This is a genomic window from Streptomyces ruber, from assembly GCF_014648075.1.
Lineage (GTDB): Bacteria > Actinomycetota > Actinomycetes > Streptomycetales > Streptomycetaceae > Streptomyces > Streptomyces ruber.
This window is the reverse complement of the sequence record NZ_BMQK01000013.1, coordinates 41,526-61,209: the sequence shown is the minus strand read 5'-3', so window position 1 is coordinate 61,209 and position 19,684 is coordinate 41,526. Positions and strand designations below refer to the sequence as shown.

18 protein-coding genes and 1 pseudogene are annotated in these 19,684 nt (G+C 70.8%); 13 read left to right on the top strand and 6 right to left on the bottom strand.

What is annotated here, in order from left to right; all coding sequences use genetic code 11:
• Nucleotides 1–149: 149 nt before the first annotated feature.
• Entirely contained in the window at nucleotides 150–602 is a 453-nt protein-coding gene (locus tag IEZ04_RS24305; protein ID WP_189219069.1) for an ATP-binding protein, read from the bottom strand.
• A 397-nt stretch (nucleotides 603–999) separates the two neighbouring features.
• On the opposite strand from IEZ04_RS24305, the gene IEZ04_RS24300 reads away from it, so the two are divergent.
• From IEZ04_RS24300 to IEZ04_RS24260, 9 genes are all read left to right on the top strand, one after another.
• Nucleotides 1,000–1,800, top strand: a complete 801-nt coding sequence (locus IEZ04_RS24300; RefSeq protein ID WP_189219068.1) for a hypothetical protein — start codon at nucleotides 1,000–1,002, stop codon at nucleotides 1,798–1,800.
• A gap of 320 nt (nucleotides 1,801–2,120) precedes the next feature.
• Nucleotides 2,121–2,855 (top strand): YcnI family copper-binding membrane protein, encoded by a 735-nt coding sequence (locus IEZ04_RS24295; protein ID WP_189219067.1) that lies wholly within the window; start codon nucleotides 2,121–2,123, stop codon nucleotides 2,853–2,855.
• 239 nt (nucleotides 2,856–3,094) lie between these two features.
• Complete coding sequence (locus IEZ04_RS24290) at nucleotides 3,095–3,790, top strand: SCO family protein (protein ID WP_189219180.1); 696 nt, start codon at nucleotides 3,095–3,097, stop codon at nucleotides 3,788–3,790.
• The gene (locus IEZ04_RS24285) at nucleotides 3,787–4,347 is read left to right on the top strand and encodes a copper chaperone PCu(A)C (protein WP_189219066.1); all 561 of its coding nucleotides are present in this window, start codon (nucleotides 3,787–3,789) and stop codon (nucleotides 4,345–4,347) included. The genes IEZ04_RS24290 and IEZ04_RS24285 overlap by 4 nt, the downstream gene beginning before the upstream one ends.
• A gap of 32 nt (nucleotides 4,348–4,379) precedes the next feature.
• Entirely contained in the window at nucleotides 4,380–6,311 is a 1,932-nt protein-coding gene (locus IEZ04_RS24280; protein ID WP_189219179.1) for a copper resistance CopC/CopD family protein, read from the top strand.
• 8 nt (nucleotides 6,312–6,319) lie between these two features.
• Nucleotides 6,320–7,618, top strand: coding sequence for an iron uptake transporter deferrochelatase/peroxidase subunit (gene efeB, locus IEZ04_RS24275; RefSeq protein ID WP_189219065.1), 1,299 nt, complete (start codon nucleotides 6,320–6,322; stop codon nucleotides 7,616–7,618).
• 61 nt (nucleotides 7,619–7,679) lie between these two features.
• A complete protein-coding gene (gene pheA / locus IEZ04_RS24270) occupies nucleotides 7,680–8,615 on the top strand; it encodes a prephenate dehydratase (protein WP_189219064.1) in 936 nt (311 codons plus the stop codon).
• A gap of 605 nt (nucleotides 8,616–9,220) precedes the next feature.
• Complete coding sequence (serS, locus tag IEZ04_RS24265) at nucleotides 9,221–10,498, top strand: serine--tRNA ligase (RefSeq protein WP_189219063.1); 1,278 nt, start codon at nucleotides 9,221–9,223, stop codon at nucleotides 10,496–10,498.
• Complete coding sequence (locus IEZ04_RS24260) at nucleotides 10,495–11,322, top strand: HAD family hydrolase (protein ID WP_189219062.1); 828 nt, start codon at nucleotides 10,495–10,497, stop codon at nucleotides 11,320–11,322. The genes serS and IEZ04_RS24260 overlap by 4 nt, the downstream gene beginning before the upstream one ends.
• A 461-nt stretch (nucleotides 11,323–11,783) precedes the next feature.
• On the opposite strand, the gene IEZ04_RS24255 is transcribed toward IEZ04_RS24260, so the two are convergent.
• The 5 genes from IEZ04_RS24255 to IEZ04_RS24235 form a co-directional block, all read right to left on the bottom strand.
• Entirely contained in the window at nucleotides 11,784–12,056 is a 273-nt protein-coding gene (locus IEZ04_RS24255) for an SGM_3592 family protein (RefSeq protein ID WP_373296357.1), read from the bottom strand.
• 154 nt (nucleotides 12,057–12,210) lie between these two features.
• A complete protein-coding gene (locus tag IEZ04_RS24250; RefSeq protein WP_189219061.1) occupies nucleotides 12,211–12,930 on the bottom strand; it encodes an ABC transporter permease in 720 nt (239 codons plus the stop codon).
• Between the two features lie 10 nt (nucleotides 12,931–12,940).
• Nucleotides 12,941–13,852 carry an ABC transporter ATP-binding protein gene (locus IEZ04_RS24245; RefSeq protein ID WP_189219060.1) on the bottom strand — a complete coding sequence of 304 codons (912 nt, stop codon included), beginning with the start codon at nucleotides 13,850–13,852 and terminating at the stop codon, nucleotides 12,941–12,943.
• Complete coding sequence (locus tag IEZ04_RS24240) at nucleotides 13,849–14,790, bottom strand: ABC transporter permease (RefSeq protein ID WP_229821248.1); 942 nt, start codon at nucleotides 14,788–14,790, stop codon at nucleotides 13,849–13,851. The genes IEZ04_RS24245 and IEZ04_RS24240 overlap by 4 nt, the downstream gene beginning before the upstream one ends.
• On the bottom strand, nucleotides 14,780–15,760 hold the full coding sequence (locus tag IEZ04_RS24235; RefSeq protein ID WP_189219177.1) for an ABC transporter ATP-binding protein: 981 nt from the start codon (nucleotides 15,758–15,760) through the stop codon (nucleotides 14,780–14,782). The genes IEZ04_RS24240 and IEZ04_RS24235 overlap by 11 nt, the downstream gene beginning before the upstream one ends.
• Before the next feature lie 316 nt (nucleotides 15,761–16,076).
• On the opposite strand from IEZ04_RS24235, the pseudogene IEZ04_RS24230 reads away from it, so the two are divergent.
• From IEZ04_RS24230 to IEZ04_RS24215, 4 genes and pseudogenes are all read left to right on the top strand, one after another.
• A pseudogene (locus IEZ04_RS24230) lies at nucleotides 16,077–17,003 on the top strand (alpha/beta fold hydrolase); the annotation flags it as partial.
• A gap of 178 nt (nucleotides 17,004–17,181) precedes the next feature.
• Nucleotides 17,182–17,730: an RNA 2'-phosphotransferase gene (locus tag IEZ04_RS24225; protein WP_189219059.1), complete on the top strand. Its 549-nt coding sequence runs from the start codon at nucleotides 17,182–17,184 to the stop codon at nucleotides 17,728–17,730.
• A 33-nt stretch (nucleotides 17,731–17,763) separates the two neighbouring features.
• Nucleotides 17,764–18,666, top strand: coding sequence for an LLM class flavin-dependent oxidoreductase (locus IEZ04_RS24220; protein WP_189219058.1), 903 nt, complete (start codon nucleotides 17,764–17,766; stop codon nucleotides 18,664–18,666).
• Between the two features lie 116 nt (nucleotides 18,667–18,782).
• Complete coding sequence (locus tag IEZ04_RS24215) at nucleotides 18,783–19,670, top strand: HAD family hydrolase (protein WP_229821247.1); 888 nt, start codon at nucleotides 18,783–18,785, stop codon at nucleotides 19,668–19,670.
• Nucleotides 19,671–19,684: the final 14 nt, after the last annotated feature.

Here is a 19,684-nt window from a genome sequence, read left to right as displayed (position 1 = left end):
GCGCGGCCGCGCACAGCACCGCCGTGCGCCGGGGGAAGAGGTCCGGCCGGCGGTGCGCCCTGTTCCGCGTGGGCGGCCGCCGGACCGGACGTACACGTCGCCTGCACCGCCGCACGGCTATGCGGCTATGCGGCTATGCGGCTATGCGGCTACACCGCCATGAGCGGAGCGCCCTCGCGCCACTTGAGGATCTTGTCGAAGCTCACCACGGCACCGTCCCGGCCCGGCTTGTTGCCGATGTGCACGTGGTCGGCGAGTTCCTCGATGAGGCAGAGGCCGCGGCCGTGCTCGGCGTCGGTGCGGGCCGGGCGGATCACCGGACGGCTCCGGCCCGTGGGGAACCCGGGGCCCGAATCGGCGACTTCGATACGGCACTTCTCGCCGTCGAGGTACGCGGTGACCCGGTACGCGCCGGACGGGCTGCCGGACGCGTCCCCGCCGTGCTCGACAGCGTTGGCGCAGGCCTCGCTGAGTGCGACGGAGAGGTCGTAGGAGACGTCCGGGTCCACACCCGCGGTCTCCATGGTGCCGAGCAGCAGCCTCCGGGCGAGCGGCACGCTGGCGGCTTCCCGCCGAAGATGGAGTGACCACCAGATGCTCATGCTCCAGCCTCCCGGCCACGGCTCGACATACCGATACGTATTGCCCTGCCCAGGGCCGTATAAGCCCGTGGAGCGCGTGATGACGCCCATACGGCGGATGCGCCGATCCTGCGAACCGGTGTAAGCGGGATCGTGTCCCCGCGCGAACGACCGGCGAAGCAATATCACCTTTTCCGGTGATTGTGCGCGATATTCCCCCGATGCCCTCCCAGGTTCCTCGGCATTCACTGCCCCCCACACCTCTTCCGCTTCTGCCACTGCCTGTGTCCCCCCTCAGAACCCCAGCTCGGACAGCCGTTGCGGTGAGGAGATGAACGTACGCCCCTCCTCCGCCCGTATGTAACCGTGTGGACCTGCCGTATGGGGTGGTTAAGGCCAGTGCGATGATGAGTGCGCCATGACTGCCCCCGACCAGCGCCCAGCGCGCTCCGGAGCGGAGCTCCGGGTCCTGCGGGCCGCGGTGTTCGCCGCGGTCTGCGTCGTGCTGGCCGCGGCGGGTCATGCGCTCGCCTCGTGCGCCGCGATCCCGCTGTGGAGCCTGGGCGTGGGATTCGCCGTCGTCTTCGCCGTCGCGGCACCGCTCGCCGGGCGGGAACGCTCGCTGGCGGGCATCGCGGGGCTGCTGACGCTCGGTCAGCTGGCGCTGCACGCGCTCTTCGGGCTCGGGCAGCACGGCACGGCCACCGCGACGCACACCGCCGGGGCCGCGGACGCGGCCCTCGTCGAGCGCGCCGCACGCCTGGTGTGCGGGGCGACCGCTGCGGCGATCAGCCCGGCCCAGGCCCGGCGCATCCTCACCGACGCCGGACTCGCCTCGCACACGGCACACGCCGGGCACCACCCGGCGGACGCCCTGTCGACGACCGCGGGTTCCACGGCCCTCCTGCCGTCCCTGCCCATGCTGCTCGGCCACGTCCTCGCGGCCGTCGCCGCCGGATGGGTGCTGCGCCACGGGGACCTGGCGCTCCTGCGGATCGCCCGGCTCTCCGCCGACGCGTCCTTCGTACGGTCCCTGCGCGGCGCCCTCGCCCTGGTGCGGGCGCTGCGGTCCGGGCTGACGGGCTCGACGGGCCCCGCGCCCCGTGCCGTGCGCACCTCGCACGAGGCACCGCCGGCCCTGCGGACGACCGCACTCCAGCACACGGTGATCCGGCGCGGCCCGCCCTCCCGCGGTGCCGCCCTCACCCTCGCCGCCTGACGCGACACGCCGCCCCGCGCGGAACGGCCGCCGTCATGTCGGGTGGCACGCGCGCGTACCCGCCGTGCACGACGCGGCCGCCGGCTGTCGTCCTCCGACGGCCGTCGCCTCCGGCGTCGCCTCGATAACCGACGATCTCGCCCTTTCCGCCATTCCCGGCGTTCTCGGCGTTTCCGGCGTTCTTGTCGTTCCCGGCGTTCTTGTCGTTCCCGGCGTTCCCGGCGTTCTTGCGTTCTCGTCGTTTTCGTCGATCGGGGCGGCATCGTGGGTACGCGCCACCTTCTCACCGGACCATCACTCACTGTGGAGTGTCAGCTGTCATGAAGACTTCCCGTATCGCCGCCGCCGGTGCCGTCGCCGCCTCGGCCGTCGTCGTCCTGTCCTCGCCCGCGTTCGCCCACGTCAGCGTCCAGCCGGAGGGCACCGCCGCCCAGGGCGGGTACGCGACGGTCGACTTCAAGGTCCCGAACGAGCGCGACAACGCCTCGACCACCAAGCTCGAGGTGAGCTTCCCGACCGACCACCCGCTCGCCTCGGTACAGCCGCAGCCCGTCGCCGGCTGGGACGTCGAGGTCACCCGGACCAAGCTCGACGAGCCGGTCGAACTGCACGGCGAGAAGATCGACGAGGCCGTCTCCAAGGTCACCTGGACCGCGTCCGGCAAGGGCATCGAGCCGGGCTTCTTCCAGAAGTTCCCGCTCTCCGTCGGCCAGCTCCCCGAGGACACGGACGAACTGGTCTTCAAGGCCCTGCAGACGTACTCCAACAAGGAGGTCGTCCGGTGGATCGAGGTGCCGCAGGACGGCGCGGAGGAGCCCGACTACCCGGCGCCCGTGCTGGAGCTGTCCGCCGCGGGCGACGACCACCACGGCTCGTCCGGCGAGGACGAGGCCGGTGAGGCCGAGAACGCCTCCGCCGACACCTCCGACACCGCCGCCGGTTCCGCCGACAGCAGCGACACCACGGCCCGGGTCCTGGGTGTCGTGGGCATCGTCGTCGGCGCCGTGGGCGTGGCGTACGGCGTGCTGGCCGGCCGTCGGCGCGGCAACGCCTGAGTCATTCCCCCAGCTCCGGCGCGCGACGGAGGTCGTACGGCTGAAGCCGCCGTACGACTCCGGCGCGCGCCGGGGCTCGAAGATCTGGGACTTTTCCTATGCACACCGACAGCCCCTCCACCGGCCGCACCGACAGCCGGACCGACAACCGGACCGACAACCGGACCGACAACCGGACCGGCAACCGGACCGGCAACCGGACCGACAGCCGCACCAACGGCTCGAACCACATGAAGAGCATGAAACACACGGAAAGCTCGAAGCGCGTGAAGAAGACCTACGCGGCGGCCGCTCTGCTGACCGCCGCCGCCCTCGCCCTCTCCGGCTGCGGCGGTGGCGGCGGTGACGACGCGAGCGCGCCCGTCGCCGAGGTCTCCGCGGAGACCGGCTCGGCCAAGGCGGCGACGGTGCTGGACAAACCGTTCGAGAAGCCGGACCTGGTCCTCACGGACACGAACGGCAAGTCGTACGACTTCCGCGCCGAGACCGAGGGCAAGCCGACACTGATCTACTTCGGCTACACCAACTGCCCCGACGTCTGCCCCCTGACGATGAACAACCTCGCCGTCGCCAAGAAGGAGGTGGCGAAGGAGCTGTCCGCGCCGGAGCTCGACCAGCTGCGCATCGTGTTCGTCACCACCGACCCGGAGCGTGACACCCCGAAGGCGCTCGGCGAGTGGCTGAAGGGCATCGACCCCGATGTCATCGGCCTGACCGGCGACTTCGAGACGATCCAGGCCGGCGCCCGCACCCTCGGCATCACCATCGACCCGCCGACCAAGGACGCGGACGGCAAGGTCACCTCCATGCACGGCACCCAGGTCATCGCGTTCTCGCCGAAGACCGACGGGGGCTATGTGCTGTACGGGGAGGACGCGACCGTCGAGGATTACACCCAGGACCTGCCCAAGCTCCTCGAGGGGGCGAACCCGTGAGGCGTCGTGCGCTGACCCTGGGCGCCCTGCTCCTGTCGGCCGGCCTCACCCTGACGGGCTGCGGCGGGGACGGCGGGAACGGCGGCGAGGACCAGGGCGACGGGCTGCGGGTGCACTCCGCCTACATGCCCCAGCCGGTCACCGACTCGATGGCGGCCGGCTATCTGGTCATCGAGAACGACGGCGACCGGCCCGACACCCTCGAGTCCGCCTCCAGCGACCTCGCCGAGGACGTCACCATCCACAAGACGTCCGGGCAGACGATGGAGAGCGCAGGCGGCGAGGACCGCGAGATCCCCGCCCACGGCACGCTCGTCTTCGAGAGCGGCGGGATGCACCTGATGTTCGAGAAGCTCAAGCACAAGCCGGCGGAGGGCGAGACCGTGTCCGTGGAACTGCGCTTCGCCGAGGCCGGTTCCGTCACGGTCGAGATGCCGGTGGAGTCCGCCACGTACCGGCCGACGTCGCAGGAGACGTCGGACGGCATGTCCCACGACATGTCGCACGACATGTCGCACGACATGTCGAACGAGATGTCATCGTCGTCGCACCACTGAGGGAGGGAACACCGTTGAGGCCGTCGAGTGCCGTGCGGCAGACCGCCGCTGCTCGCCTCCGGGCGCTGTTGCTGTTGTTCGCCGCCGTGACCGGCGGCCTTCTCGCCGGCGCCGGGCCGGTCTCCGCGCACGCCGCGCTGACCGGCAGCGATCCCCAGCAGGGCGCGGTGGTCGACACGGCGCCGGCCCAGGTGTCGCTCACCTTCTCCGAGGCCGTCGCGCTGTCCGACGGCTCGGTGCGGGTGTACGACCCCAAGGGCGAGCAGGTCGACACCGGTACGACCACCGACCTGGGCGGCAACACGTACGCCGTGAAACTGCACGCGGGGCTCCCCGACGGCACCTTCACCGTCACCTACCAGGTGGTCTCGGCGGACAGCCATCCCGTCTCGGGAGCCTTCACGTTCTCCGTCGGCGCGCCCTCCGAGACCACGGTCACGGTCTCCGGGCAGGAGGCGGGCGGCGGCCTCGTCGGCGGGCTCTACGACGTCGCCCGCTACGCCGCGTACGCCGGTTTCATCCTCCTCGTGGGCGGTGCGGCCTTCGTGCTGGCCTGCTGGCCGCGCGGCGCCGGGGTGCGGCCCGTGCAGCGGCTGGTGGTGGGCGGGTGGCTCACCCTGACCGCGGCCACACTCGCGACGCTCCTCATGCGGGGCTCGTACACCGGCTCGGGGAAGGTCGGTGACATCTTCGACCTGAGCCTGCTGAGCGACGTGCTGCAGACCAAGACGGGCGCGGCCCTGGTCTCCCGGCTGCTGCTCCTCGCTGCGGCGGCACTGTTCATAGCGGTGCTGTTCGGAGCGTACGTACGGCAGGACGCGGACGCGGCGGACGACGACGCCGACTCGCGTGCCGGGGGCGACGAGGGCAGCACCGGGAAGCGGGACCTCACCTTCGGCCTCGCGATCGGCGGGGGCGTCGTGGCGGCGGGACTGGCCGCGAGCTGGGCCATGGCCGAGCACGCCTCGACCGGCATCCAGGCGGGTGTCGCGATGCCCGTGGACATGGTCCACCTGCTCGCCGTCGCCGCCTGGCTGGGCGGCCTGGCCGCACTGCTCGTGGCCCTGTTCCGGGCGCCCGCGGACGCGCCGGTCGAGGCCCGTGCGGTGCGGCGCTTCTCCCGCGTCGCGTTCGGCAGCGTGCTGGTGCTGACCGTGACCGGGCTCTACCAGTCCTGGCGACAGGTCGGCTCCTGGTCGGCGTTGACCGGCACGTCGTACGGACAGCTGCTCCTCGTGAAGGTCGGGCTCGTAGTGGTGCTCGTGGGCATCGCCGGGATCTCGCGCCGCTGGACCGCCCGGCTGGCCGACGCTCCCGCCGCTCCGGCCGAACAGGAGGCGCCGCCCGTCATCACGACGGTGGCCTCGGCCTCGGGTGACCCCCGGCGCGCCGCGCAGCTCGCCCGGCAGCAGGCCGCCATGTCCGCCGCGCGCGAGAAACGGATCAGGAACGCCGACGCCGGCCGTACGGGACTGCGCCGGTCCGTGCTCGCCGAGGCGGGCGTGGCCGTCGTCCTGCTGGCCGTGACGACCGTGCTGACGACGACCGAGCCCGGGCGCACGGAGGAGGAGGCGCAGGCGGCCACGTCCTCGGCACAGCAGTCCGACGGGTCCGGAGAAGCCGGGGTCCTCTCCTTGGACATGCCGTTCGACACGGGAGGCCAGAACGGCAAGGGGGTCGTACGCGTCGATCTCGACCCGGCCCGTGTCGGCGGCAACGACATGCACGTCTATGTACAGCGCCCCGACGGCAAGGCCTTCGACATCCCGGAGGTGAAGATCGCCTTCACGCTGGAGGAGAAGGAGATCGGTCCCCTGCCCGTGGTCCCCGACCACATCACCACCGGTCACTGGTCGGCGAGCGGAGTGCAGATCCCGATGGCGGGCGACTGGGAGGTCGCGGTCACCGTGCGGACGTCCGACATCGACCAGGTGACCGTCAACAAGAACGCGAAGATCGGCTGAACCACACCATGCCTGAACAGCCCACACCCGAGCCCGCGAACGACGTCCAGGACACCTCGCCGGGAGGAACCGAAGGCGCCCCCCGTCGGAGAGGCATCTCGCGACGGCGACTGCTCGGGACCGCCGGGGCGTCGGGGCTCGCGCTGGGTGCGGCGGGCGGGGCCGCCGGGTATGCGGCCGCGCCCTCGCCCGACACAGCGACGCCGCTCTCCTCGCTCGGCGCCGAGCGTGTGCAGTTTCACGTGAAACACCAGCCCGGCATCACCACGCCGCTCCAGGCCGTCGGACACCTCGTCGCGTTCGACCTGGTGGCAGGTGCCGGCCGCAGGGAGGCGGCCGCGCTCCTGCGGCGCTGGTCGGACACCGCTCGTCGGCTGATGGCGGGCGAGGCCGCCGCCCAGGGCGACACGGACGTGGCCCGCGACGCGGGGCCGTCGTCCCTGACGGTCACCTTCGGCTTCGGCCACAGTTTCTTCTCGCGTACCGGACTGGAGAGGCAGCGCCCGGACGCCCTGGATCCGCTGCCCGACTTCTCCTCCGACCGGCTCGACAAGAAACGCAGCGACGGTGACCTGTGGGTGCAGATCGGCGCCAACGACTCCCTCGTCGCCTTCCACGCCCTGCGTGCTATCCAGAAGGACGCGGGCAGCGCGGCCCGGGTGCGCTGGCAGATGAGCGGCTTCAATCGTTCTCCGGGAGCCACCGACCGTCCGATGACGACCCGCAACCTCATGGGCCAGATCGACGGCACCCGCAACCCGAAGCCGTCCGAGAGCGACTTCGAGGAGCGGATCTTCGTACCGGCGTCCGGTGACCCCGCATGGATGGCCAACGGTTCCTATGCCGTCGTACGCCGCATCCGAATGCTCCTCGACGACTGGGAGGACCTCTCGCTCAAGGAGCAGGAGGACGTCATCGGGCGGAAGAAGTCTGACGGCGCACCCCTCACCGGCGGCGGCGAGACCACAGAACCGGACCTGGAGAAGACCGGTGCGGACGGGAAGCTGATCGTTCCGATCAACGCGCATGCCCGGATCACCCGCCCCGACCAGAACGGCGGCGCGGCCATGCTCCGCCGCTCCTTCTCCTTCCACGACGGCTTCGGCTCGGACGGGGTGCCCGACGCGGGTCTGCTCTTCGTCTGCTGGCAGGCCGACCCCCTGCGCGGCTTCGTCCCGGTGCAGCGCAAACTCGACCGGGGCGACGCCCTGTCGGCCTTCATCCGCCATGAGGCGAGCGGCCTCTTCGCGGTACCGGGTGGCGCGGCGGAGGGAGAGTACGTGGGGCAGCGGTTGCTGGAGGGGTGAGGGGCGCCCGCGAAGGCGCGAAGCGGGCACCGGGCTCCGGGCGGCCCATTAGGGTGAGGCCATGCCAGCCAGCTACGTGTACCTCGGCCCCGAGGGCACCTTCACCGAGGTCGCCCTGCGCACGCTGCCGGAGGCCGCGACCCGGGAACTTGTCCCCGTGGTGTCCGTGCCCGCCGCGCTCGACGCCGTCCGCACCGGTGAGGCCGAGGCCGCGTTCGTACCGATCGAGAACTCCGTCGAGGGCGGCATTACCACCACCCTCGACGAACTGGTTGCCGGCGCCCCTCTGATGATCTACCGGGAGGTACTCCTCTCGATCACGTTCGCCCTGCTGGTCCGGCCCGGCACCGCGATGTCCGACATCAAGACGGTCACCGCGCACCCGGCCGCCCAGCCGCAGGTGCGCAACTGGATGAAGGCCAACCTGCCGCCCGACACCGTCTGGGAGTCGGCCGCCTCGAACGCGGACGGCGCCCGGCTGGTGCAGGAGGGACGGTACGACGCGGCCTTCGCGGGAGAGTTCGCGGCCGCCATCTATGGCCTGGAGGCCCTGGAGACCGGGATCCACGACGCCGAGAACGCCCAGACCCGGTTCGTACTCGTCGGCAGGCCCGCCCGGCCGGCGGCGCGCACGGGTGCGGACAAGACGTCGGTGGTCATCTGGCAGCGCGACGACCACCCCGGTGGGCTGCGCGACCTGCTGGGCGAGTTCGCCGTGCGGGGCGTCAACCTGATGCTGCTCCAGTCACGTCCGACCGGCCAGGGCATCGGCAACTACTGCTTCGCGATCGACGCCGAGGGCCATATCTCCGACCGGCGCGTGGCCGAGGCGCTGATGGGGCTCAAGCGGGTCTGCCTGGAGGTGCGCTACCTGGGCTCGTACCCGCGCGCGGACGCCGCCGAGAAGGGAGCGCCGGCCCCGTCGAAGGGAACGTCCGACGCGGAGTTCGTCGCCGCGGCCGACTGGGTGGCCCGCTGCCAGGACGGCCGCTTCTAGCGGTTCGGTACTTCCAGCGGTCCGGTGCCTCGCGCTTGTCGAGCACCAGTCCTACCTGGTGATATTCGCTTTCCACAGAAGTTATCCACAGGTGCCCTTCTCGATCTGGGGACAAGTCGACAACAAGATGCCACTCCATTGAAAAATCACCCCTCGGGCATCAAGTGCGTTCATGTTCCCTCCGATCACCCTTCGTCCACTCGTTTCCCTTCGGCAATCCTTTGGGGCGACTCGTTTCCGTCGAAAGGGGACGTACTGGTGGTTTGACCCGGGAATCCTGCACTCCACTCCTCCCCCGGAAGTGATCTCCGCCAAGTCCACAGATCTTTCGCACAGCCTGTGGATAACTTGCCGGGGCTGTGGATTGCTGTGGACAGCCGGACCTCCAAATGGCGTGTCCCGCAAGGAAGTCGGGTCAACACGAGGAGGCGGCACCGCACCCCTTCAGGGGAGTGCATGGCCCGCTCCTTGACCTGCTCCCCCTGCCTTTCGCCCTCGATCCGACCTCGGCCCTCAGAACCGACTTCTCCCGGCAGAAGCCGATGAAAGTGACGTGAAGAAATATCGGGTCGAGGGCCCGATCCGGGCACCGGTAGCCTTGTGGGGTGATTGACCTTCGCCTGCTCCGTGAGGACCCTGACCGTGTGCGCGCGTCCCAGCGCGCCCGTGGAGAGGACGTCGCGCTCGTCGACTCCCTCCTGTCTGCCGACGAGCGGCGCAGGTCGTCCGGCGTCCGCTTCGACGAGCTCCGCGCCGAGCAGAAGTCGCTCGGCAAGCTGATCCCCAAGGCGTCGGGCGACGAGAAGGCGGAGCTGCTGCAGAAGGCGAGCCGGCTGGCCGCCGACGTCAAGGCCGCCGACGCCGAGCGGGACGCCGCCGCGGCCGAGACCCAGGAGCTCCTGCTCCAGCTGGGCAACCTCGTCCACCCCGACGTGCCCGTCGGTGGCGAGGAGGACTTCGTCACGCTGGAGACGCACGGCGAGATCCGTGACTTCGCGGCCGAGGGCTTCGAGCCCAAGGACCACCTGGAGCTGGGCCAGACCCTCGGCGCGATCGACGTGGAGCGCGGTGCAAAGGTCTCCGGGTCGCGTTTCTACTTCCTGACCGGCGTGGGCGCCCTTCTGGAGCTCGCCCTGGTGAACGCGGCGATCGCGCAGGCCACCGCGGCCGGCTTCACGCCGATGCTGACCCCGGCGCTGGTCCGGCCGCAGTCGATGGCCGGCACCGGCTTCCTCGGCCAGGCCGCGCAGGACGTCTACCACCTCGACAAGGACGACCTCTACCTGGTCGGCACCTCCGAGGTGGCCCTCGCCGCGTACCACATGGACGAGATCATCGACGCCGACCGTCTGCCGCTGCGTTACGCGGGCTTCTCGCCGTGCTTCCGCCGCGAGGCCGGCTCGCACGGCAAGGACACCAAGGGCATCTTCCGCGTCCACCAGTTCGACAAGGTCGAGATGTTCTCGTACGTCGCCCCGGAGGACTCGCAGGAGGAGCACAAGCGCCTGCTGGAGTGGGAGAAGCAGTGGCTGACCTCGCTGGAGCTGCCGTTCCGGGTGATCGACGTGGCCACCGGTGACCTGGGCTCCTCGGCCTCGCGCAAGTTCGACTGCGAGGCGTGGATCCCGACCCAGGGCAAGTACCGCGAGCTGACGTCCACCTCGGACTGCACGGAGTTCCAGTCCCGCCGCCTGCAGATCCGCGTGCGCGACGGCAAGCAGGTCCGGCCCCTGGCCACGCTGAACGGCACGCTGTGCGCCGTACCCCGCACGATCGTCGCCATCCTGGAGAACCACCAGCAGGCGGACGGTTCCGTGCGCGTGCCCGAGGTGCTGCGCCCGTACCTGGGCGGTCGCGAGGTCCTGGAGCCGGTGGCCAAGTGACCGAGGCCGCCACGCCGCCCCTCCCGTACCGGCTCATCGCCACGGACCTCGACGGAACGCTTCTGCGTTCCGACGGCACCGTCTCGGAGCGCACCCGTGCCGCGCTCGCCGCCATGACGGCGGCGGGCGCCGCGCACATCGTGGTCACCGGGCGGGGCGTCCCCTGGACGAAACCCATACTCCAGGACCTCGGGTACCAGGGCCTCGCGGTGTGCGGCCAGGGCGCACAGGTGTACCACGCCGGGGAGAACCGCCTGCTGACCTCGGTGACCCTGGACCGTCAGCTGGCGACGCTCGCCCTGGCCAAGATCGAGGCGGAGGTCGGCCCGCTGCTGCTGGCCGTGAGCCGCGACGGTCTGGACGGAGAGGTGCTGGCGGCCCCCGGTTACCGCGTCCACGACGGCCCGCTGCCGTACCAGCCGATCACGGACGCCGAGGACATCTGGTCGGCGCCGCTGAACAAGGTGTACATCCAGCACCCCGCCCTCTCCGACGACGAGCTCGCCGACGTGTCCCGGCAGGTCGCGGGTGGCCTCGTCGGTGTGGTGATGGCCGGCGAGGGCATAGTCGAAATCCTTCCCCTCGGGCTGACCAAGGCCACGGGCCTGTCCCTGGCCGCGCGCCGCCTCGGCCACCGTGCTCCCGACACCATCGCCTTCGGCGACATGCCGAACGACGTCCCCATGTTCGCCTGGGCCGCGCACGGCGTGGCCATGGCCAATGCCCACAGGGAACTCAAGGACGTGGCCGACGAGGTGACGTCCTCGAACGACGAGGACGGCATCGCGGTGGTACTGGAACGGATGCTGGACCGGACGGCATAGCAGCACGTCCGGCCGACACCGCACCGTCGCGGCTCGGCGGGCCGAGAGCAAGCCGAGCCGCGACGGCGGCGACCGGGTGGGCGGCCCGCGCGGGAACGCGCGCTCGAAGCGGCCGCCCCGGACAGCGCCCTGTGCCAGGTCGGCTCGACGGAGAGGCGACGCTCCGGAGCCCAGCACGAGCTGTTCCACGGGGAACCTGTCGCACGTCGGCGACGAGCTTCCCTCCCAGCACGCGACACCGGACCGAATCCGGCGTCCGGGGACAGATCCACTGTGCCCGGGATCACAGTCGAACGCCACCGCATTTCCGTGCGCGGAGGACCGGACCGCATGCCGCGGATGTGCGGATGGACGGCACGACGCGCACCACCGGCACACCGAGGACAACCGGCAGGGTGCGACGCGCCGCGCACGGCCGGGGCACGGCGCGGCGCGGCACCGCGCACGGCGGCCCGCTACGGCTACCGTCGCCGCCGCTTCCGTCTGCGGGCCTTGCTGAAGAACCAGCCCGCGGGCGGCTCGTCGGACCGCCAGGGCTGGGGCTCGGGTGCCTGGCTCCGCCAGCGGGCCGTGAGCATCCGCGCCCGTCCGGACGGCTCGGACGCCTCCGCGGACCGTATGAAGTCCTCGTCCAGCACGACGTCGTCCCAGGTGTCACCTGTCCCGCCACCGCCCCCGGAGGACTCGGAGGACGAGACCCCGCGGGCATCGTTCTTCGGCTCCTCGGATGCCACTTCCATCCCTCCCATCCGTACATCCCTTTTGCCCAGTGTGGCCGGACCCGCGTGAAGTCACCGTCAGAACCAGGAGGGCCTACGAGGCGACTCCGCCCACGTCTCTCCGCCCGGACACCGCGCGCGTGGAGTCACCCGGCGCCGCGAGCCGCCGTCACTCCTCTCCTGCCAGCGTCAGCCGCCTCAGCTTCTGGCCGGCGTACCAGGTCGCTCCCGCGGTGACCACCAGCAGCAGGACCACCGCGGTCGGCAGGCCCACGTCCGAGGTGACGAGGTCGCCGCCCGCGACCTCCTGGGCGACCGCGAGGGCCCACTGCTGGACGCTGAGCGTGCGCGCGCCGGACACCAGGGAGCCGAAGAGCGCCTCCCAGACCAGCGCGTACACCAGGCCGAAGACGACGGCGTGCCGGGTCACCGTCCCCAGGAGCAGGAAGATCGCGGCGTACGCGATCGACGCGACCAGCGCCGCCACCGTGTAGGCGACCGCTATCTGCTGGCCGTTGCCGTTCAGGAGCAGGCCCGCGACAAGGGTCGGCACCGCCGAGAAGACCATGGTCACGGCGATCGCCACGATCAGTTTGGTGAAGATGATCGTCGGCCGTTTCACCGGCTTGGACAGCAGGTACACCACCGAGCCGTCGTCGATCTCGGGCCCGATCGCCCCGGTGCCCGCGATGACTCCGATGATGGGCACCATCGTGGCGAGCGCGAACCCGCCGAGCACGTCCGCGGCCACCTGGTCGTCGGCGCCACCGAAGCCGCGCACGGCCAGCGAGAGCACGATCAGCAGGACGGGCAGCGCGCCCAGGATGAGGGCCCGACGGCGGCCGAGCAGGCCCCGGTAGGTGAGCCGGGCGACTGTGGGGTCGTACATCTTCGGCCTCCTACGCCGCGACCAGATACGAGAAGACGGACTCGAGGGACTCGTCCGACGGCGAGACCGTCAGCAGGCGGATGCCCTTGTCCCGGGCCACCCGCGGCAGCAGGGCCGTGAACCGGCCGAAGTCCACCGCCTGGATGTGCAGCGCGCCCTCGGCGACGTCCACCTCGATGCCCGCCGTCGACGGGTCCGCGATCAGCGCGGCCGCGAGCGCGCGGTCGTCGCTGGAGCGTACGAGGTAGCGGTGCGGACGGTCGGTCATCAGCCGGCGGATGCGCCGGAAGTCGCCGCTCGCCGCGTGCCGCCCGGCGACTATCACCTCGATGTGGGCGGCGAGCTGCTCGACCTCTTCCAGGATGTGGGAGGAGAACAGCACTGTGCGGCCCTCGTCCCCCATACGCCGCAGCAGATCCATGAGCTGCATCCGCTGGCGCGGGTCCATCCCGTTGAAAGGCTCGTCGAGCAGCAGCAGGGACGGCTCGTGGACCAGCGCGGAGGCCATCTTCACGCGCTGGCGCATGCCCTTGGAGTACGTGGCCACCTTGCGGTCCTGCGCGTACTCCATCTCGACCGTGGCGAGCGCCCTCTGCGCGGCCCTCTCGCCGAGGCCGTGCAGCTCGGCGTTGGCGAGGACGAACTCGTAGCCGGTGAGGAAGTCGTACATCGCCTCGCGCTCGGGCACGATGCCGATGTGCCGGTAGATCTGCTCGTTCCCCCACACCGCTCGGCCGTCGAGTGTGACGGTGCCCGTGGAGGGAGCGAGGAAGCCGCCCATCATGTTGATCAGCGTGGACTTTCCGGCGCCGTTCGGGCCGAGCAGGCCGGTCACACCGGGACCGATGGTCATCGTGATGTCGTTGACGGCGACCACGTTGCCGAACCAGCGCGACACGTGGTCGATGGAGAGCTCGGTCACAGTCCGACCTTCCGGTAGCGGCGCATCAGCAGGCCGTAGCAGCCGGCGATGGCACCGAGAGTGACGAGGACGAAGACGACGCCCTGACCGCTCGAAGGACCGAAGCCTCCGGGGAAGGCGGAACCCGCGCCGAGGAACGCGGTCTGCACCCCGTCTATGAGGGTGATGGGCGAGAACAGGCCGAGCCACGGGACGGCTCCCGTGCTGTCCTGGGCGAAGGCGATGCCCTGGAGGGTCGACACCGCCCCGTAGGAGATGGTCAGCGCCGCGATGACGGCCGCGACACCGAAGCCGCGGCGCGGCGTGACCGCCGCGATCACCAGGCCGATACCGGCGAACAGGAGCGACAGCAGTGCCACGGAGACCAGTCCCTGTGCGAATCCCTTGGTCTGATCGGTGAAGTCCAGCTCGGCCAGCAGCGCGCCCACGTACAGCACGAGCAGCGGTGCGGCCGTCAGGACGAACAGGGCCGACGCCAGCGCCGCGTACTTCGCGCGCACGTAGTCGACGGTCTCGATGGGGCGCGAGAAGTACAGCGGAACCGTCTTGAAGCGCAGGTCCCGCGAGACGGACTGCGGTGCCTGAGCGGCGACGTACAGGCCGATGACGGCCTGCATGACGATCGCGTAGCGCGTGTAGTCCACGGGCAGGTCGCCCGCCTTGGTGGCGACCGCGACCGCCACCATGATTCCGGCGGGCAGGCACATCACCACGAAGAGCAGCATCGGCAGGACTTTGGACTTCGCCGAGCGTCCCAGCCCGTACGCCCCGCGCAGGGACTGCGAGTAGAGGGAGCGGCGGGCGTAGGCACGGCCCAGGCGGGGGCCGTCGTAGCCGCGGTAGCCGATGTTGTGGATGCGGGTCTGCTCGCCCGCGCGCGGGTCGCGTTCCGCGCCCGCGCGCGTCGCGGCCGGTGCCGCGGGCCGCTCAACCGTCATGGCCGGCCGTCTCCTTCCGTGCGTCCTGGGTGCTCGCCTGCTCGTCGCTGTCCTTGAAGACCTCGGCTATCTGGTGTCTCCGCTGTTCCATGCGGATCAGGCCGAGACCCAGGTCGGCGACCGTGTCGCGCACCAGGTCGTACGTCTCCTCGCCCTGTGAGGTGAGCAGCAGGATGTGACCGGCGCCGGGCAGTCCACCGCCTGTGTGAGTGTCCATGCCGCGCGCGTGGAGCGCGTCGCGCAGGGCCCGCGTGCCGTCGGGGTGCTCGTCGGTGTCCGTGACCTCGACGGCGAGGGTGGTCGTGGTCTGGGTGAAGTCCCGGGTGGAGCTGGAACGCAGCAGCTTGCCACCGTCGATCACGACCACGTGGTCGCAGGTGCGCTCCAGTTCGCCCAGGAGGTGCGAGGTGACCAGGACGGAGATGCCGAAGTCGGTGTGGATGCGGCGGATCAGACCGAGCATCTCGTCCCGGCCCACCGGGTCGAGTCCGTTGGTCGGCTCGTCCAGGAAGACCAGCCGCGGGTCGTGGACCAGCGCCTGGGCCAGCTTGACGCGCTGCTTCATACCGGTCGAGTAGCCGCCGATGGGGCGGTAGCGCTCCTCGTACAGGCCGACGTGACGCAACGTGTCCGCAGTGCGCTCGCGGGCCGCGGTCGGCGGGAGCCCCGACATGCGCGCCATGTGCACGACGAACTCGGTGGCCGAGACGTCGGGCGGCAGGCAGTCGTGCTCGGGCATGTAGCCGACCAGCTCGCGGATGGCGCCACCCTCGCTGGCGACGTCGAGTCCGAGCACGTCGGCGCGGCCCTCGGTGGCGGGGGACAGACCCAGCAGGATCTTGATCAGTGTGGACTTGCCGGCTCCGTTGGCCCCGACGAGTCCGGTCACACCGGGTCCGACGTCCACGGAGAGCCGGTCAAGCGCGGTCACCTTGGGGAACCGCTTGCTCAGGCTTTCGGTCGCGATCACAGTCACGTCGTCAACGCTAGTGTCGCGGACCACAGCGGTCGTCACCCCGCAGAGCTGTTCGCGTATCAGCCTCGAGTATTACGGGCCCGTAAGGGTCCACCCGCGGTCGCACCGTCCGGGTGCGGGCCGACCGAGAACGGACCTGGTCGTCACTCACGCGCATGACGCGAACCAACAGATCACCCACACACTTCACGCGCCTTTGACTTGTCCACAGGCTCACGGCATGCCGGTTGACGCGGCTGTCCGCCCTTGCCAGATTCGTCGGAGTCACGCCGCCGACACGGACGGCTGCCGGAGCGAGCGGGGGGTGCGTATGGACGAGAGGGAACAGGTCACGAAGGAACGGGCCGAGGGATGGCCCGACGGTGCGCGGGAGCGCCGGGTGCGCACGGGCGGCGTCGAGCTGTGCGTCGTGGAACTCGGTGATCCGGAGCGGCCCACCGTCGTCCTCGTGCACGGTTACCCCGATTCCAAGGAGGTGTGGTCCGAGGTCGCGCGTCGGCTCGTCGACCGCTTCCACGTGGTCCTGTACGACGTCCGGGGCCACGGCGGATCGACGGCGCCGCGACCGTTGCGCGGCGGGTTCACCCTGGAGAAGCTGACGGACGACTTCCTGGCGGTCGCGGACGCCGTCAGTCCCGGCCGGCCGGTGCACCTGGTGGGGCACGACTGGGGTTCGGTGCAGGGGTGGGAGTTCGTGACGGTCGGGCGCACCGAGGGGCGCGTCGCGTCCTTCACCTCCGTCTCCGGGCCGTGCCTCGACCACTTCGGGCACTGGCTCAGACACCGGGTGAGGCGGCCCACCCCGCGCGCGGCGGCCCAGCTCCTCGGCCAGGGCGCAAGGTCTTGGTACATCTACCTGCTGCACACGCCGGTGCTGCCCGAGCTCGCCTGGCGCGGCCCCCTCGGCAGACGCTGGCCCGCAATGCTCCGGCGGGCCGAGCGACTGCCCGCGGACGGTTACCCGACACCGTCCCTGAGCAGGGACGCCTCGCACGGCACATGGCTGTACCGGGACAACTTCCGGGCACGGCTGGCCAGGCCCCGAGAGGACGCGTACGCACATGTGCCGGTGCAGCTCGTCACGCCCCTGGAGGACGCGTTCCTGTCGGAGGAGCTGTACGACGGGCTGGAGTCGTGGGCCCCTCGGCTGATCCGCCGGACGCTTCCCGCGAAGCACTGGGTTCCGAGAACCCACCCCGACCAGCTGGCCACCTGGATCACCGAGTTCGTGACGGCGGTCTAGGCCGAAGGCCCTGGCCGCCCGATGCACCGAGGCGCTGTGAACAACCCCTCCCTGAGCGTTGGTTGTCCACAGGTTTGGCCAACTCGCTTGTGGATAACTCCACTTAGCTGTGAATTAAACATCACGCACAAAATCATGTGCGTGACCCGCGTCTCTCCGTCACGCTGACGGAATGGACGAACAACGCCTCGTCACGGTGTCGAAGTACCTGGCGAGACACCTACGACACCAGCCCGGACGCATCGGGCTCACGCTCGACGTCGGCGGCTGGGCCGACATCGACTCGCTCGTCGAGGCGGCCGCGGCGCACGGCTTCCGTTTCACCAGGGCGGACCTCGACCACGTGGTCGCCGTCAATGACAAGCGGCGCTTCGCCGTGGAGGGCAACCGGATCCGAGCCAGCCAGGGGCATACCGTGGAGGTGGACCTGGGCCTGTCCCCTGCGGTTCCGCCACCGTACCTGTACCACGGAACCGTGGCCCGCCAGCTGCCCGGGATCCGGGCGGAGGGACTGCGCCCGATGAGCCGCCACGCCGTGCACCTCTCGCCCGACCGTGAGACTGCCACTCGCGTCGGGGCCCGGCGCGGCCGTCCCGTCGTGCTCTCCGTGGACTCCGGTGCCATGCACCGGGCCGGCCATGTGTTTCGCGTCAGTGCCAACGGGGTGTGGCTGACGGACGCCCTACCGGCCGATCACCTGCGGTTTCCCGAGCCGAACTGATCTCCCGCCCGCCGCCCGCTTAGGCTCTCAGTCATGAGTCTGCGCCTGAGCACCGTCATCCTCCCGTACCTCCGGTGGCACGAGGGCGGGCGCGCGGCGTGGCAGCGCGCCGAGCAGCTCGGCTTCCACACGGCCTTCACATACGACCACCTGTCGTGGCGCAGCTTCCGCGACGGCCCCTGGTTCGGAGCGGTCCCCACCCTGACGGCCGCGGCCGCCGTGACCGAGCGGATGCGGCTGGGCACGCTCGTGACCTCGCCGAACTTCCGGCACCCGGTCACGCTCGCCAAAGAGCTGATCTCTCTTGACGACATCTCCGGCGGCCGCCTCACTCTGGGCATAGGCGCCGGCGGCACCGGCTTCGACGCCACCGCGCTCGGCCAGGAACCGTGGACTCCGCGCGAGCGGGCCGACCGTTTCGCCGAGTTCGTGCCGCTGCTCGACCGGCTGCTGACCGAGGACGCGGTGTCGTACGAGGGCGACTTCTACTCCGCGCACGAGGCACGCAACGTCCCGGGCTGCGTCCAGCGGCCCAGACTGCCCTTCGCGGTGGCCGCCACCGGCCCACGGGGGCTCAGGCTGGCAGCCCGGTACGGACAGGCGTGGGTGACCACCGGGGACCCCCGGCTGTACGAGACGGGCACCCCCGAACAGTCGGTGCGGGCGCTGCGCGGACAGATGGAGAAGCTGGCGGACGCATGCGCCGAGATCGGCCGGGACGTGGGCGGGACGGACAAGATCCTGCTCACCGGTTTCACGCCGGACCGCGACCGTCCGCTCCGTTCGCTCGACGCGTTCGTGGACTTCGCCGGACGTCACCGAGAACTGGGGTTCACGGACATCGTTCTGCACTGGCCCATCCCCGACTCGGTCTTCGCCGCGGACGAGAAGGTCTTCGAGCGAATCGCCCTGGAGGCGCCCGCGCAGCTGGGATGAGCGCGATCCGCGGGCGGAGGGAGGCGCGCCGGGGCATCGACGACGAAAGCCGTGCCGCACCTCTCGCTGTGCGCACCCTCGTACGCCAGTGCGGGCATATGCGGGAGAATAAGCCCGTGACCTCCGCGACGAGACAGCCCGAGACCCCGGCCCCGACCGTCCCGCCCCGCCTGATCGCGACCGACCTCGACGGGACCCTGCTGCGCGACGACAAGTCGGTGTCGCCGCGCACGGTCGCCGCCCTCGCGGCCGCCGAGGACGCGGGCATCGAGGTCTTCTTCGTCACCGGCCGCCCGGCCCGCTGGATGGACGTGGTCAGTGACCACGTCCACGGCCACGGCCTGGCGATCTGCGGGAACGGCGCCGCCGTGGTCGACCTGCACGGCGGGCCGGGCGCCCACCGTTTCGTCAAGGTCCGGGAGCTGGCGCGGGAGAACGCACTCGACGCGATACGGCTGCTGCGCGAAGCCGCGCCCGGCACCGTGTACGCGATCGAGCAGACGTACGGCTTTCACCAGGAACCGGAGTACCCGAAGCTGCACCTGGAGGTACCCGACGCCCTCGCGCCCGCGGAGAAGCTCCTGGCCCCGGACGGGGCCACCGTCGGCGAGCCGCTGCTCAAGATCCTCGCCTATCACCCGCGCATCGACCCCGACGACTTCCTCGCCACCGCCCGCATCGCCGTCGGTGACCGCGCCACCATCACCCGCTCCAGCCCCAGCGCCCTGCTGGAGATCAGCGGTCCCGGTGTCTCCAAGGCCAGCACGCTCGCGCTGTGCTGCGCCGAGCGCGGCATCTCCCACGAAGAGGTCGTCGCCTTCGGTGACATGCCGAACGACCTGGAGATGCTCACCTGGGCGGGCCGCTCGTACGCCATGGGCAACGCACATCCCGACGTGATCGCCGCGGCCTCGGGCCGGACCGTCGCCAACAACGACGACGGAGTGGCGGTCGTGATAGAGCGCCTGGTGGAGGAACGTCGGCAGCAGGCAGGGCGGCTGTAGCGGCAGTCCCCGAC

What these genes read in the sequence shown, in the direction of transcription:
- IEZ04_RS24250 (WP_189219061.1), bottom strand. Translation starts at nt 12,930, where the DNA reads ATGTACGACCCCACAGTCGCCCGGCTCACCTACCGGGGCCTGCTCGGC.
- pheA (WP_189219064.1), top strand. Translation starts at nt 7,680, where the DNA reads ATGCCAGCCAGCTACGTGTACCTCGGCCCCGAGGGCACCTTCACCGAG.
- IEZ04_RS24300 (WP_189219068.1), top strand. Translation starts at nt 1,000, where the DNA reads ATGACTGCCCCCGACCAGCGCCCAGCGCGCTCCGGAGCGGAGCTCCGG.
- IEZ04_RS24220 (WP_189219058.1), top strand. Translation starts at nt 17,764, where the DNA reads ATGAGTCTGCGCCTGAGCACCGTCATCCTCCCGTACCTCCGGTGGCAC.
- IEZ04_RS24295 (WP_189219067.1), top strand. Translation starts at nt 2,121, where the DNA reads ATGAAGACTTCCCGTATCGCCGCCGCCGGTGCCGTCGCCGCCTCGGCC.
- efeB (WP_189219065.1), top strand. Translation starts at nt 6,320, where the DNA reads ATGCCTGAACAGCCCACACCCGAGCCCGCGAACGACGTCCAGGACACC.
- IEZ04_RS24290 (WP_189219180.1), top strand. Translation starts at nt 3,095, where the DNA reads ATGAAACACACGGAAAGCTCGAAGCGCGTGAAGAAGACCTACGCGGCG.
- IEZ04_RS24305 (WP_189219069.1), bottom strand. Translation starts at nt 602, where the DNA reads ATGAGCATCTGGTGGTCACTCCATCTTCGGCGGGAAGCCGCCAGCGTG.
- IEZ04_RS24240 (WP_229821248.1), bottom strand. Translation starts at nt 14,790, where the DNA reads ATGACGGTTGAGCGGCCCGCGGCACCGGCCGCGACGCGCGCGGGCGCG.
- IEZ04_RS24225 (WP_189219059.1), top strand. Translation starts at nt 17,182, where the DNA reads ATGGACGAACAACGCCTCGTCACGGTGTCGAAGTACCTGGCGAGACAC.